This window comes from Bacillus sp. MM09(2025), assembly GCF_050496725.1.
GTDB lineage: Bacteria > Bacillota > Bacilli > Bacillales > Bacillaceae > Bacillus > Bacillus pumilus.
Genome location: NZ_JBNWEN010000001.1, coordinates 302,860 through 316,475, shown reverse-complemented (window position 1 = coordinate 316,475; position 13,616 = coordinate 302,860). Strand labels below are relative to the sequence as shown.

Annotated in this window: 14 protein-coding genes, 1 pseudogene and 1 riboswitch; of the genes and pseudogenes, 1 reads left to right on the top strand and 14 read right to left on the bottom strand. The window is 43.1% G+C overall.

The genetic code is table 11. The features are described 5' to 3' along the window. Nucleotides 1–63: 63 nt before the first annotated feature. From rpoZ to ACQYAC_RS01645, 5 genes are all read right to left on the bottom strand, one after another. Entirely contained in the window at nt 64–267 is a 204-nt protein-coding gene (gene rpoZ / locus ACQYAC_RS01665; protein ID WP_003211647.1) for a DNA-directed RNA polymerase subunit omega, read from the bottom strand. Between the two features lie 3 nt (nt 268–270). Further along, a complete protein-coding gene (gmk, locus tag ACQYAC_RS01660; protein WP_003212381.1) occupies nt 271–885 on the bottom strand; it encodes a guanylate kinase in 615 nt (204 codons plus the stop codon). Between the two features lie 9 nt (nt 886–894). Next, on the bottom strand, nt 895–1,164 hold the full coding sequence (remA, locus tag ACQYAC_RS01655; RefSeq protein WP_008344898.1) for an extracellular matrix/biofilm regulator RemA: 270 nt from the start codon (nt 1,162–1,164) through the stop codon (nt 895–897). A gap of 76 nt (nt 1,165–1,240) precedes the next feature. Beyond that, on the bottom strand, nt 1,241–2,116 hold the full coding sequence (locus tag ACQYAC_RS01650) for a YicC/YloC family endoribonuclease (RefSeq protein ID WP_044141956.1): 876 nt from the start codon (nt 2,114–2,116) through the stop codon (nt 1,241–1,243). An 83-nt stretch (nt 2,117–2,199) separates the two neighbouring features. Next, nucleotides 2,200–4,875, bottom strand: a complete 2,676-nt coding sequence (locus ACQYAC_RS01645) for a calcium-translocating P-type ATPase, SERCA-type (RefSeq protein ID WP_058014025.1) — start codon at nt 4,873–4,875, stop codon at nt 2,200–2,202. 164 nt (nt 4,876–5,039) lie between these two features. Here ACQYAC_RS01645 and ACQYAC_RS01640 point away from each other — a divergent pair, with 164 nt between their 5' ends. Continuing rightward, entirely contained in the window at nt 5,040–6,749 is a 1,710-nt protein-coding gene (locus ACQYAC_RS01640) for an Rqc2 family fibronectin-binding protein (RefSeq protein ID WP_429942603.1), read from the top strand. Nucleotides 6,750–6,779: 30 nt separating this feature from the next. Here ACQYAC_RS01640 and ACQYAC_RS01635 read toward each other — a convergent pair whose 3' ends face one another. The 9 genes and pseudogenes from ACQYAC_RS01635 to pyrE form a co-directional block, all read right to left on the bottom strand. Beyond that, entirely contained in the window at nt 6,780–7,283 is a 504-nt protein-coding gene (locus ACQYAC_RS01635) for a precorrin-2 dehydrogenase/sirohydrochlorin ferrochelatase family protein (RefSeq protein ID WP_144462075.1), read from the bottom strand. Continuing rightward, the gene (locus ACQYAC_RS01630; protein WP_429942602.1) at nt 7,264–8,049 is read right to left on the bottom strand and encodes a sirohydrochlorin chelatase; all 786 of its coding nucleotides are present in this window, start codon (nt 8,047–8,049) and stop codon (nt 7,264–7,266) included. The genes ACQYAC_RS01635 and ACQYAC_RS01630 overlap by 20 nt, the downstream gene beginning before the upstream one ends. A gap of 74 nt (nt 8,050–8,123) precedes the next feature. Then, the gene (gene cobA, locus ACQYAC_RS01625; RefSeq protein WP_058014029.1) at nt 8,124–8,879 is read right to left on the bottom strand and encodes a uroporphyrinogen-III C-methyltransferase; all 756 of its coding nucleotides are present in this window, start codon (nt 8,877–8,879) and stop codon (nt 8,124–8,126) included. Between the two features lie 29 nt (nt 8,880–8,908). Beyond that, the gene (gene cysC, locus ACQYAC_RS01620) at nt 8,909–9,502 is read right to left on the bottom strand and encodes an adenylyl-sulfate kinase (protein WP_003212173.1); all 594 of its coding nucleotides are present in this window, start codon (nt 9,500–9,502) and stop codon (nt 8,909–8,911) included. Between the two features lie 14 nt (nt 9,503–9,516). Beyond that, nucleotides 9,517–10,653, bottom strand: coding sequence for a sulfate adenylyltransferase (gene sat / locus ACQYAC_RS01615; RefSeq protein WP_429942601.1), 1,137 nt, complete (start codon nt 10,651–10,653; stop codon nt 9,517–9,519). 55 nt (nt 10,654–10,708) lie between these two features. Further along, a complete protein-coding gene (locus tag ACQYAC_RS01610; protein ID WP_429942600.1) occupies nt 10,709–11,773 on the bottom strand; it encodes an inorganic phosphate transporter in 1,065 nt (354 codons plus the stop codon). Nucleotides 11,774–11,786: 13 nt separating this feature from the next. Continuing rightward, nucleotides 11,787–12,488: a phosphoadenylyl-sulfate reductase gene (locus tag ACQYAC_RS01605; protein ID WP_003211029.1), complete on the bottom strand. Its 702-nt coding sequence runs from the start codon at nt 12,486–12,488 to the stop codon at nt 11,787–11,789. Then, nucleotides 12,475–12,594 (bottom strand): annotated as a pseudogene (locus ACQYAC_RS01600) (DUF2292 domain-containing protein); the annotation flags it as partial. The gene ACQYAC_RS01605 and the pseudogene ACQYAC_RS01600, both read right to left, overlap by 14 nt. Nucleotides 12,595–12,734: 140 nt before the next feature. After that, nucleotides 12,735–12,837: riboswitch (SAM riboswitch) on the bottom strand. A 138-nt stretch (nt 12,838–12,975) separates the two neighbouring features. Continuing rightward, nucleotides 12,976–13,614 (bottom strand): orotate phosphoribosyltransferase, encoded by a 639-nt coding sequence (gene pyrE, locus ACQYAC_RS01595; protein ID WP_429942599.1) that lies wholly within the window; start codon nt 13,612–13,614, stop codon nt 12,976–12,978. Nucleotides 13,615–13,616 lie beyond the last annotated feature (2 nt).

Below are 13,616 nucleotides of genomic sequence, written 5' to 3'. Positions count from 1 at the left end.
TCAAAACCAATCATAGTTTTGACTTTTTTGAACGTATCGTATCTGCATAGCAGAAGCGATGTGTTATTCTTGATCCTCTTTTTCAAATGTCAAAAGACCGGCATCAATTTCTTCAAGTGCTTTGCCTACAAATTTGTAAGACTTCGTATTTTCGATTTGCTGATCTTGATGGATCTGCATTTCACGTGCACGGCGTGCAGACACTGTCACAAGTGTGTATTTTGAATCAAGTTTATTCATCAATGAGTCAATTGAAGGATCTAACATAATTTATTCTACCCCCAGCATTTTTTTATATCTTGGTGCGACTCTGTCTCTGCGCAGGTGTTCTGCAAGGACGATCGCTTTGATTCTTTCACAAGCAAGCTCGACATCATCGTTTTCCACGACATAGTCGTAAGCATCCATCATTTCAATCTCTTCTTTTGCAGCAGCCATTCGATTTCGAATGAGCTCCTCAGACTCTGTACCACGCGTAATGATGCGGTTCTGAAGTTCTGAAAGACTAGGCGGTGCAAGGAAAATAAAAAGACCTTCTGGGAATGCTTCTCTTACTTGAAGTGCACCTTGCACTTCGATTTCAAGGAAAACATCTTTTCCTTCGCTTAATGTCTGTTCTACATAGTCAACAGGCGTGCCGTAGTAATTCCCGACATACTCTGCCCATTCTAACAGCTTTTTATTTTCAATCATATGTTCAAATTCTTCCCTGGATTTAAAGAAATAATCGACACCATTTCTTTCACCTTCACGCGGTTTGCGTGTTGTCACAGAAATAGAGTATTCAAATTTCGTATCTTCCTGGGAGAAAATGGCTTGTCTGACCGTTCCTTTTCCAACTCCCGAAGGTCCAGAGAGAACGATTAAAAGTCCTCTTTCTTTCATAATGGCGTATTACCCCTGCCCTTCATCTATGATTTCTTCTTTTACAGAAAGTCTTTGCGCGACAGTCTCAGGCTGAACGGCAGATAAGATGACATGGTCACTGTCCATAATGACAACAGCACGGGTTCTTCTTCCGTATGTAGCATCTATGAGCATGCCTCGATCTCTTGCGTCTTGTATCATTCGTTTAATCGGTGCTGATTCCGGACTGACGATCGAAATCATCCGATTCGCTGAAATGATGTTTCCAAATCCGATATTGATCAACTTTATGGTCATCTTCTAACGTCCCCCTGTATTATAAACGTCTCTAGTCTCGCCGAAAGAGACGTACTGTAAACAGCATACACAATGACTATTCTATATTTTGCACTTGTTCTTTTATTTTTTCAATAGCGCTTTTCATTTCAACCACCAGCTTAGTTAAATGATGATGGTTCGCTTTTGAGCCAATGGTGTTCACTTCACGGTTGAGCTCCTGTACAAGAAAATCAAGTTTTCTGCCAGCAGCACCGCCTTGCATTAAGATTTGCTGGAATTGCTGAAAGTGACTTTTCAATCTTGTAATCTCTTCTGTAATGTCACAGCGGTCAGCAAAGATCGCAGCCTCTGTTGTCAATCTGCTTTCGTCAAGCGCCTCTCCGATCCATTCTTGCAATCGCTGATTGAGCCTGTCTTTATACTGACTCACAACCTCTGGTGCAAAGACTTTGATTTCTTCTGTGTAGGCCTCTAATTCAGAAAGCCTCAGCTCACAGTCTTTTTGAAGTGATGTTCCCTCCTGCTCTCTCATGAAGCAAAGTTCCTTGACAGCCGTTTCACAAGCTTCCATCAGCAATTGCTCTAATTGCTCATTTCGGCTGGACGATTCTTCTACTTGAACGGCATGCTCCAGCCCCAGTAAGTCATGTGCATGCTGAATGCCTGAAATGTGATAGCGTTTCTCGAGATCTTTTGCGGCTTTCATGTATTCATCGAGCAGCGGCCAGTCAATCTGCAAGGACCGGCTTGCTAGTTTACCGCCTTCAATCGTAACAAACAGCTCAATTCTACCGCGCTGCACGTGACGAAGAATGATTTTTTTCAATGTGTCTTCGAAATATAAAAGCGGCCTCGGCAAACGGGCATGAACCTCTTTAAAACGGTGATTGACCGATTTTAGCTCAACTGACACTGTCAGTTCTCCATCCGTTTTACTCGCTTGGCCGAATCCCGTCATACTGCGTATCATGTCAAAACACCCAATTCTTTCATATTAATAAAATGAAAAAGGTAATAGCATACACTATTACCTCAAAATTATACCATAACGAATTATTTTTTTCTTGTCAAAAGTGATCCTGCCAGTAAAAAAGTTGGCAGTGCAGACATACCGATGATCAGCAGCCAATCAATTGGTGCAATCGCCACCGTTTTGAAAATTGGCTGAAGCGGCGGATAATAAATGACCACAAACATCAATAAAAGTGATGACAAAACCGCGCCGATCAAGTAGAGATTACCGAATGGATTGCGCTCAAAGATGGATCGTTCACTGCGGCAGTCAAATACATGAATGAGCTGCGCCAACACAAGCGTACTAAATGCAACAGTCTGCGCATATGGCAGGTTGTTTGGATCACGGTGATACACAAACATAAATGCTAAAAGGGTCGCAAGTCCAATCAGGAACCCTCTAGATACAACCTTCCATCCAAGTCCTCTAGCAAAAATCCCCTCTTTCATATTCCTCGGCTTTCTTTTCATGACATCGCCTTCTGGCTTATCCATGCCAAGCGCCATCGCCGGGAGACCATCTGTGACAAGGTTGACCCATAAAATTTGAATAGGAACGAGTGGAAGCGGAAGCGCTAGAAGCATCGCAAACAGCATAACCAAAATTTCCCCGACATTTGATGCCAGCAAATAACGGACAAACTTACGAATGTTTTCATAAATATTCCGGCCTTCTTTAATGGCCGATTTAATGGTTGCAAAATTGTCATCAAGTAAAATAAGAGAGGAAGCTTCCTTAGCTACATCTGTTCCAGTGATACCCATAGAGATACCGATATCTGCTTGTTTAATTGCAGGCGCATCATTAACACCGTCACCTGTCATCGCTACAATATGTCCATTTTTTTGATAGGCCTTCACAATTCTCAGCTTATGTTCCGGTGATACCCGTGCAAAAACGTATACATTTTCAGCCGTTTGCTCAAGCTCTTTGTCACTCATGTGATCTAGCGCTTTTCCGTCGAGCACCTTTCCTTGCTTTGGTAAAAGACTCAAGTCTTTCGCAATCGCTTTGGCTGTTTCCACGTGATCCCCTGTAATCATGACTGTTTTTATGCCCGCATCCCTGCACTCTTTAATCGCTCGCCTCACTTCAGGACGAGGCGGATCGATCATGCCCTCCAACCCAATAAATGTTAAATCAGTTTCAGCCTGCTGGACAGTGTTGATTGTTTCAGTCAGCCCAACTTTTTTATACGCAATGGCAATCGTTCTCAGCGCCTGCCTTGCTAAACCTTGAATCGCAGCCTCTGTTTCTTGCCTGTGAGTGGTTGAAAATGAAGCTGTGCGGCCGCCGTGCATGATATGGCTTGAACGGTTCATCAGGACATCCGGCGCACCTTTTGCAATGACGTACCGCTCTTTTTGATTCGTTTCGACGACGACTGACATCATCTTTCTTTCTGAATCAAAAGGAAACTCTTCTACTACGTGAAATCCTGCTTCGATGAATTGCTCTGTAAAACCCGCTTTACGTGCTGCGGTGAGAAGTGCCCCCTCTGTCGGATCACCATCAAGCCTCATTTCGCCATCTTTTTCAACGATGGTCGATGTATTACAAAGCGCCCCGTATAATAACACCTTTTGCAAGCTTGGATGTTTGTCTACATGGACAAGTTCTCCGTTCAAGGTGAAATCACCAGATGGCTCATAGCCCGTACCAGAAATATTCCACGTTTTGCCCTCTGCCCATACATGGGTCACAGTCATTTTATTTTGCGTCATCGTTCCTGTTTTATCTGAACAAATGATCGACGCGCAGCCAAGTGTCTCCACCGCCGGGAGCTTTCTGACAATCGATTTTTGTTTGATCATCCGCTGCACTCCTAAGGAAAGTGCGACGGTGACAATCGCCGGCAGGCCTTCAGGAATGGCAGCAACCGCAAGTGATACTCCCGCGAGGAACATATGATACAAATCATGTCCTTGCACAACACCAAGAACCACAACGAGCACCGTTAAAAATAAAGCAGCCACAATGAGGATTTTCCCCAGCTGTTCGAGACGTCTTTGCAGCGGTGTTTCCATATTCCCTGCTGCATCCAGCATGCCGGCAATTTGTCCCATCGCTGTATTCATTCCTGTCCCAATGACAACGCCCACGCCGCTTCCTCTAGTGACAAGCGTCCCCATAAAGGCCATGTTCGTCAAATCTCCAAGCGAGACATGATTGCTAGAAAGAGGACTTGCGTGTTTGACTGCTGGGATGGATTCGCCAGTGAGAGCAGACTCCTCAATTTCCAGGCTCTTTGTTTCTAGTAATCTAATATCTGCCCCAATCCGGTCTCCGCTTGAAAATTTCACAATATCCCCTGGCACGAGATGTTTAGACGGGATCTTGATCCATTCATTATTTCTCCTTGCATACACGTGCGGGGTTGATAATTCTTTTAACGCTTGAAGGGATTTTTCCGCCCGTCGTTCTTGATAAAAGCCGAGCACTCCATTAATGAGAACAATCGCTACAATGGCTACTGCATCAATGTATTCGCCCAGAAAAGCAGAAATGATCGTTGCTGCAAGCAAGATTAATACCATAAAGTCTTTAAATTGCGCTAAAAAAATAATCAGAGCCGATGCCTTTTTCCCTTCCTGCAATTCGTTTGGCCCGTGTTTTTCAAGCCGTTTTTGTACATCTTTTTCTGACAGTCCGTCACCTATCGATGTATTCATTGTTTTTAATAAATCGGTTTGGTTCAGTTCATGCCAATTCATTTGACCTCGTCCACTCCTCTTTTGTTCTCTCTCATATGCAGTGTTCTATAAGCCAGTTTATTCAGACTCGTCCTAAATCATGCTATAATAATAAGACTGCCTAAAGAACGAGAAATGGAAGGTTCTTTCAGTAGATTTGTGTGAAAGAAGAGGGTGTATCCAACATGTCATTTGACGGCATTTTTACATATGGTATGACAAATGAATTGCAAGAGACATTAACTGGCGGTAGAATTTCAAAAATTCATCAGCCATATAAACACGAGTTGATTTTTCATATCCGGGCAAACGGAAAGAATCATAAGCTTCTTTTATCTGCTCACCCGAGCTACGCTAGAGTGCAGCTCACAGAGCAGCAATATGACAATCCAAGCGAACCACCAATGTTTTGTATGCTCCTTAGAAAGCATCTTGAGGGCGGATTTATTGAGCGTTTTGAACAAATTGGATTTGACCGGGTGATCGTACTTCATGTACGAAGCCGCAATGAAATTGGCGACGAACAGACTCGAAAGCTCTACATTGAAATTATGGGAAGGCATAGTAATTTGATTCTTGTCGAAGATGACACGCAGCAGATCATCGATGGCCTGAAGCATCTTTCTCCATCTGTAAATAGCTATCGAACAGTGCTTCCTGGTCACGAATATCTTTTGCCACCTGCGCAGCAAAAATTAAATCCGTTTGCAGTAACGAAGGACGATATTTTAAAGCATTTACGCTTTCAAGAAGGAATGATCGCAAAGCAAATTGTCGATACATTCTCTGGGGTTTCTCCGCTGTTTGCAAAGGAAGCTGTACACAGGACTGGTCTAGCCAATCAGGAAACAATTCCAAATACACTGCTCGACATGTTCCAGCTTATTCGCATGCACTCCTTTACCCCGCAACTCACAAGAAAAGACGGAAAAGAGTATTTCTATTTATTAGACCTGCAGCATGTCGATGGCGAAATGAAAACATTCGACTCTCTCAGCCAGCTGCTTGACCGCTTTTATTTCGGCAAAGCTGAAAGAGACAGAGTGAAACAACAAGCGTCTGACCTTGAACGGTTTGTCGTAAATGAAAAAAAGAAAAATGAAAACAAACTCAAAAAACTGAACAGAACCCTTGAAGAATCTCAAAATGCTCATAAATACCAGCTCTATGGCGAATTGCTAACAGCCAATTTATATGCCATCAAAAAAGGGGATAAAGAAGCAACTGTCATCAATTATTACGATGAAGATGGCGGAGAGGTTACGATACCGCTGAAAACAAACAAAACCCCTTCTGAAAATGCGCAAGCATATTTCACAAAATATCAAAAGGCAAAAAATGCAATAGAAGCGGTCAATGAACAAATTGAACGGACACATGAAGAGATTGCTTATTTTGATGAGTTGATTCAGCAGCTGTCCTCTGCCTCACCGAAGGATTTAGAGGAAATGAGAGAAGAGCTTGTTGAGGGGAAATATTTACGCGCCAAACAAAAGCGCAACGCCAAAAAGAAAAAAACGGCGGCCATTCTGCTTGAAACGTATGAATCGTCTCAAGGTATTCCGATTTTAGTCGGAAAAAACAACAAACAAAACGAGTATTTAACCACAAAGGCAGCCGCCCGTGACGATATTTGGTTGCACACGAAAGATATTCCTGGATCACATGTCGTCATCCGTCATCAAACGCCTGATGAACAGACGCTGCTTGAAGCGGCTCAAATCGCTGCCTACTTCTCGAAAGCAAAAGAGTCGAGCTCCGTTCCTGTCGATTACACGAAAATCCGGCATGTGAAAAAACCAAATGGAGCCAAGCCCGGATTTGTGACGTATGATCAACAGCAAACATTATTTGTCACGCCTGACGAAGATGTCGTTCTAAAGCTGCGAAAATAATAAAAGCCGATAAAATCTTTTAAAGAGATTTTATCGGCTTTTTCTTTGTTGTTTTTTTCTTTCGATATAGAGAGCATCAAGTGCATCTACATCCTCTTGTTCAAGCAATGTCTCAATTTCCGCAGCCAGTTGTTTTGTCCGGGCTGGGCTCGCACCGCTTGTAGAGACTGAAATCGTCACTTTTCCTGCTTTGACCACCTTTGGCACGATCACATTGCCAAGCTCTGATTGGCTCACACAATTCACAAGCTGATGAGGTCGTGCTGTTTGGGCAATCCATTCATTTACCGCTGGATCGTTTGTAGCAGCGACAATGAAAAATGCATCCTCTACATCTTCAGCCTCCACTTTCTTTTCTTTCCAATGCAGGTTGTATGTATCAATGAGACGTGCCATCTCTTTAGAAATGTCAGGACTCACGATGGTGATATGGCAAGGCTCTATGCATAGCGCCTCTGCCCTTCTTGCAGCTATTTTTCCACCGCCGGCGATGAGCACTTGTTGATTGGTTAAATCAAGATGGACTGGAAGCATGGCTTACTCCTTGGAAATGAAACGCATCATCTTTGTTTAAAATGGTTTCTTTAACGCGTTCAATATAAGCTGCTTTTACATGCGGATGGAAGCCAATATACCGGCATACCCGGACATCTTTCAGCCTCTCTCTCGCCTGAGCGGCTTCATTTTCAATCTCTTTCATTAAAATACCCGTAAACAACAAGTAGGGAACGAGATAAACAGGTGTATCATCATTTGCTGTTAATTTCGCAAGAACATCTCGGTAATTTGGCTCACATGCCGTAATAAAACATGGTAAGACCTCTGCGAGAGGAAGCAGCCGCCGGACATCGTCCGCAATGCCAAACACATCTCGCTTCACATCTGGATCAGAGCTTCCACGGCCAATTAAAAGAATCCGTGCTTTCCCGCCTTGATATCCTGCTTCTTCAATTCTTGCAGCAACTGCTTTTGTCACTTCTTGATTGACCCCAATTGGTTTCCCGTAGGTGACCTTCACTTGCGGGTATCGTTTTTGTACTTTCTCAATCTCAACTGGAATATCCGACTTAGCATGCATTGCAGTTAAAAGGAGGAGCGGGACGATCGCAATGTGTGTAGCTCCTTTTTTCACACAGGCTTCAAAACCTTCCTCTATAGAAGGGGCTGTCAGTTCTAAAAAACAAATTTCTTGTATTTCGGCTTCTACTAACGGCATACAGCTTTTCAGAAAAGAAATGGCTTTATCTTGTGCTTCTTTTACCCTGCTTCCATGCCCAACATAAAGTACAGCTTGTTTCATGTGACTCCTCCTTCTTACTTGTTTTGTTCAGACGAAAAGACACGATCAATGCACGTGTCTTTTCTCTAACATTCTCAATTCTCAATGAGAGCCGGTTCAAACCAGTTCAGCTTTTGGTGAAAATGAACGACATCTCCAACAACTATTAAACTTGGATGCTCGATACCTTCTTTTTCGACGGTTTCAGACAGTGTCGCCACAGTGCAGCAAGTCGTCTTTTGCCTTGTCGTGGTTCCCCAGTGTATAAACGCTGCTGGCGTTTCAGGATCGCGTCCATTTTTTATCAGAAGCTGCTGCACTCTTTCTACGTTTTTGACGCCCATGTAAATCACAAGGGTATCAATCCCCGTAGCTAGTGCCTCCCACTTTTCTTCAAAATGCTCATCCTTTTGATAATGACCTGTGACAAACGCAACATTCGAGCTGAATTCACGGTGCGTCACGGGAATGCCTGCATAAGCAGCTGCTGCAATACCAGAGGTAATTCCCGGGACAACTTCATATGGAATTCCGTGCTCAGCTAAGCATTCGATTTCTTCACCGCCGCGTCCAAATACAAAGGGGTCGCCGCCTTTCAGCCGGACGACCACATTCCCTTCCTTTGCATGGGTGACAAGAGCTTCATTGATGGCTTCCTGTCTCATCGTATGATGATTCGGGAGCTTGCCGCAATAAATTAATTCCGCCTCGGGTTTGGCGTGGGCGAGAATTTCTTGATTGACAAGACGATCATATAAAATGACATCTGCCTGCTGTATTGCCTTATGGGCTTTTAATGTGATTAAGTCTGGATCTCCAGGTCCAGCCCCCACAATGTATACTTTCCCCATCGTGCTTTTCTCCCCCTGCCATCAGGCGATTATTTCGCTTTTCCTTTTACATAATCAACAAGACGCTGTTTGGACTCTTCACGCGATAATTCACCTGTATCTAGAACAAGCTCAGGTGCTGCCGGCTCTTCATATGGTGAATCAATTCCGGTAAAAAATGGAATTTCTCCATTTCTAGCTTTTTTATATAACCCCTTTGGGTCACGCTCTTCGCATACATTCAGATCACATTTCACAAACACTTCGTGAAACTCTCCCGCTTCAACTAACTGTCTGACAATGCGGCGGTCTTCTTGAAATGGTGAAATAAAAGCCGTGATGACAATCGTTCCTTGCTCAACAAATAATTTCGCCACTTCTCCAATGCGGCGGATGTTCTCTTTTCTGTCATCATCTGAAAACCCTAAATCTTTATTCAGACCATGCCGCACATTATCGCCATCAAGAACAGTGACTTGATAACCTTGTTCAAACAGCTCTCTAGCCGCTGCATTTGCGATTGTTGATTTACCTGATCCACTTAGACCTGTGAGCCAAATAATGCCGCTTTTATGATTGTTTTTCTGTTGATATTCTTTTTTTGTAATAGATGAATCATGCCACACGATATGTTCGTTGCTCATGTCATACCCTCCCATTAAGATACCGTCGTTTTTAATCCTTCGATTAATGTTTCAATGACCTCTTTTCGGCTGAACGTGCTTGGCGGTAATTCTCCGTTTCTGAGCATCGTTCGAACCTTTGTACCTGAAAGAATGACATGCTCGCTTTTATCGTGAGGACATGTTTTTGGCGTTGCCATTGCTTCACATGTATTACAGTAGAAGCTATGTTCAAATTTTAACGGGGTAATACCAATTTCTTCGCTTGTAAATTGTTCAAATAACTCCTGCGCCTCATATGTGCCGTAATAATCACCAACACCTGCATGATCTCTTCCGACAATAAAGTGAGTACAGCCGTAATTTTTACGGACAAGCGCGTGAAAGATTGCTTCCTTTGGTCCAGCATAACGCATTGCCGCAGGAAAAACACCTAAAAAGACGCGATCCCTAGGGTAATAACCGTTCAATAACACTTGATAGCTTTTCATTCTCACGTCTGCCGGAATATCGTCTGATTTTGTTTCACCGACAAGTGGATTTAAAAATAATCCATCGACGGTTTCAAGTGCTGTCTTTTGAATATATTCATGGGCACGGTGAACAGGGTTTCTCGTTTGGAAACCAACAATCGTTTTCCAGCCGTTCTCTTTAAAATGACGTCTTGTTTCTTCCGGCTCATACGTAAATTGAGGGAATGGTTTTTCGCTGCGTTTCGTCAGTGTGATTTTACCACCAATGTATGTGTCACCGCGTTCAAATAATTTTTTCACACCTGGATGATTGCGGTCATCAGTTTTATACACATTCACCGCTTCTTTTTCCTTATCTGGTGTGTATTGATCCTCTACTTCAATCACGCCATATACAGTTCCATTATACGATAGACGCACAATATCGCCTTGATGGATTTCCCCTGCCTTTTCCTTTGTCACTGGCAATGTAATAGGAAGAGACCAAACGACACCACTTGCTAGCCGCATACTGCTCACAACAGATTCATAATCAGCTTTTGTTAAAAACCCTTCAATTGGACTATACCCACCAATTGCTATGAGTTCAAGGTCTGCAAAAGAGATAGCATCTAGTTCAATTTCCTTTGCAACCGTGCTGAGATCATATTCTTCATTTACTCGATTAATTAATACGCCACCATGTGGTGTTAAACTCATTTGTATCTTCCTCTCAATGTTCATATTTAGTAGATGTTAATAGTTGGATTTAACATTAAATCCCGCCGCCCTGTTCATGAATCGAGCTGCTTTCATTTTTGACTGCCTTCATCAAACTTAGCGCACCAAGTGAGGCAAGCAGTACACTCATCATGATAAAAATAGAGTAATAGTCACCTTTTAAGAAAAGGCTCACTAGCAAATACGATAGACTAAGTGATAAAAAGGGTGATACTACCCACACTTTCAGCATTTTTTTCACCACATGTTTATGAAAAATATTAGGTCCACCTTTTGCCATGCCAAGTCCAATGATAGACGAGGAGGTGATTTGGGTAAGTGGAACTGGCAGCCCAAAAATAGAGCTGACGATGACAAGTCCAGCACCGGTACCGGAAAGCAATATCCCTTCGCCCGTTTGATAGCGTGTGATTTTCTTTCCGTTTGTTTCCAGCACCCTTCTTCCTAATAAAAGAGCACCCAGTGCAACGAAAAGTCCGCCGTAAAGCGTTCCTTGCCCAACGGATAAAATGCCTGAAGCAACAAGGGGGCCTACAGCATTTGCGACATTGTTCATCCCAGCAGAAAATGCTTCTAGAAATCCACTGATGATCAAAATAATCGATAAAATCAAAGTGCCTTTTTTTGAAAAGGTTCGTTTCGGGAACATTCTGATGATTTTGACTACAATGAATGTAAAAAGAAAAGCAACAATAGGAATGATGACCCAAAAGGACACAATGACTAAAATGGATTTCACATACAATACTTTATACGCGACAGCCACTCCAACGACAGCACCTACTGTCACCTCACTCGTTGATAAAGGGATAGCCAGTAGATTCGCTATAAAAAGTGATAATGCAGCAGAACCAATAATAATACATACAATTTCAAGTGTAATGACGGATTCAGGCATAATGCCAGAGCTGATGGTTTTGACGACCTCACCGCCGCCAATGACTGAACCTGCTAAAATCCCAACTGCACATACACTGAGTGCATAGATCGGCTTTCGAATCGCACCTGATCCGTATGCGATGCCCATTGAAGCAGCTGCACCACTCGCGCCAATGTTTAGCGCGAAAAATAAACTAAATAAAATTGCGGCAATTTCCATACATTAGGCTCCCTTACTCATGTAATCCGCACTCAGTCTTAGCTGTGCCTGACCATCTGCCAGACCGCAGATCCTCGGCAGTAAATGCTGGCTGTGTACACGGCGCACAGCCGATACTTGGATATCCTTGATCATGCAGCGGATTATAAGTAAGTTCCTCTCTAGATGCATATCTCCATATGTCCTTCCACGTCCAGTGGATAAGCGGACATACTTTCACTGATTTGAATTTTTCATCCTTATTTAAAAAGTTCGTCCCTGCTCGCTTAGGTGACTGCTCTCTTCTTAAGCCAGAAAGCCATGCCGGATAGCCTGATAATGCTTCTTGCAAAGGAATGACCTTACGCATATGGCAGCAGCTTTGAGGGTCCGTTTTCCATAGTTGATCACCATGCTGCTCGTTTTGCTCCTCAACCGTCAGCTCAGGGGTTTTCAGCACAATATCTAAACCTGGGTATCTTTCCTTTACCGCATCAATTGTGTCATACGTTTCCTTAAAATGCAGACCTGTATCTAAAAAGACAATTCTTGCATCCTTTTTTACTTTCGCAATCAAATCAATGAGGACGATGCCTTCAATACCAAAACTGCATGCATAAACGAGCTGATCACCATAATGACCGTATGCCCATTTCAGCACAGATAAGGCCCCTTTATACAAATCGTCTTCTTGAAATGTAATGGACGGCTCTTGCCAATTCTCATAAGTTAACATTGTTTCTCCCCTTCCGGAGTATCACTACTCTCCGCACTACGTCAACTGAATTTTTTCTGTCTTCTTCCACTTGAATCACTTGACCGTCCTGAACAATCAGTGTAACTAAACTGAATCATATCCCCAATCAGTTTCTGCATAGGCTTCAATTAAGTCTTCATCCTGCTTTTGCTCTCACTTCCTCCTCACCGTTAAAATAAAAAAACTCCCTTTCAGTCCGAAAGAAAGATGAGGAAGCTCACGATTTCCTTATCTTTCAAAATAGAATCATTTTGCAGGATGTAGCACCTTGCAAATCGCAGGTTGCCGGGCTTCATCGGGCCAGTCCCTCCACCTCTCTGGATAAGTGTTTTAATTTGTCTTAAATATTAACACAATTCAAACAAAAGTCAACCCGACTTTATTGATAGGATTAGTTTTTATTTAAATTTGAGTCTATTTTACTATTTTCACCAAATAAAAAAGCTGTGCGGGGAGGCGCAGCTTTTTAGACGGTTTCTTCCATCCAAGATTCAGAGGAAGGATCTTGTCTCCAGCGTTTCAATTTATTCATAGCAGAAGGCTCAATCGCTTTCAGCTCAAGTGCCACGTCTGTCAGGGTGTCATAGTCTGTTAGGGTGACATATGGAATGTTTTTCTCTTGGAAGGCTGCCGCAGCTTTTGGCAGACCGTATGTGAAAATCGCAGCAACGCCTAGTACGTCACAGCCCGCTTCATGAAGAGCAGCGACCACTTCAAGCACACTGCCTCCTGTTGAAATCAGATCTTCTACGACAACCACCTTTTGACCTTTTGATACGGCACCTTCAATTTGATTTCCTTTTCCATGTGCTTTTGGCTTACTTCTGACATAACACATCGGGACGTTCAGACGGTCTGCCGCTAATGCCGCATGCGGGATGCCTGCTGTTGCAGTACCAGCAATCACCTCTGCTTCCTCAAAATGAGTGAGAATCAACTCTTTAAGACCTTCAGCAATGTCGTGTCTGACTTCTGGATAGGACAAGGTGAGACGATTGTCACAATAGATCGGTGATTTGATACCGCTTGCCCATGTAAACGGTTCGTCTGGTTTCAATGAGACCGCTTTGATTTGTAATAGGTGTTTAGCGATTTTTGTTTTCATCT

Bases quoted from the DNA above. Each gene is read 5' to 3' on its own strand.
- rpoZ (WP_003211647.1), bottom strand. From the start codon at position 267: ATGTTAGATCCTTCAATTGACTCATTGATGAATAAACTTGATTCAAAA.
- gmk (WP_003212381.1), bottom strand. From the start codon at position 885: ATGAAAGAAAGAGGACTTTTAATCGTTCTCTCTGGACCTTCGGGAGTT.
- remA (WP_008344898.1), bottom strand. From the start codon at position 1,164: ATGACCATAAAGTTGATCAATATCGGATTTGGAAACATCATTTCAGCG.
- ACQYAC_RS01650 (WP_044141956.1), bottom strand. From the start codon at position 2,116: ATGATACGCAGTATGACGGGATTCGGCCAAGCGAGTAAAACGGATGGA.
- ACQYAC_RS01645 (WP_058014025.1), bottom strand. From the start codon at position 4,875: ATGAATTGGCATGAACTGAACCAAACCGATTTATTAAAAACAATGAAT.
- ACQYAC_RS01640 (WP_429942603.1), top strand. From the start codon at position 5,040: ATGTCATTTGACGGCATTTTTACATATGGTATGACAAATGAATTGCAA.
- ACQYAC_RS01635 (WP_144462075.1), bottom strand. From the start codon at position 7,283: ATGCTTCCAGTCCATCTTGATTTAACCAATCAACAAGTGCTCATCGCC.
- ACQYAC_RS01630 (WP_429942602.1), bottom strand. From the start codon at position 8,049: ATGAAACAAGCTGTACTTTATGTTGGGCATGGAAGCAGGGTAAAAGAA.
- cobA (WP_058014029.1), bottom strand. From the start codon at position 8,879: ATGGGGAAAGTATACATTGTGGGGGCTGGACCTGGAGATCCAGACTTA.
- cysC (WP_003212173.1), bottom strand. From the start codon at position 9,502: ATGAGCAACGAACATATCGTGTGGCATGATTCATCTATTACAAAAAAA.
- sat (WP_429942601.1), bottom strand. From the start codon at position 10,653: ATGAGTTTAACACCACATGGTGGCGTATTAATTAATCGAGTAAATGAA.
- ACQYAC_RS01610 (WP_429942600.1), bottom strand. From the start codon at position 11,773: ATGGAAATTGCCGCAATTTTATTTAGTTTATTTTTCGCGCTAAACATT.
- ACQYAC_RS01605 (WP_003211029.1), bottom strand. From the start codon at position 12,488: ATGTTAACTTATGAGAATTGGCAAGAGCCGTCCATTACATTTCAAGAA.
- pyrE (WP_429942599.1), bottom strand. From the start codon at position 13,614: ATGAAAACAAAAATCGCTAAACACCTATTACAAATCAAAGCGGTCTCA.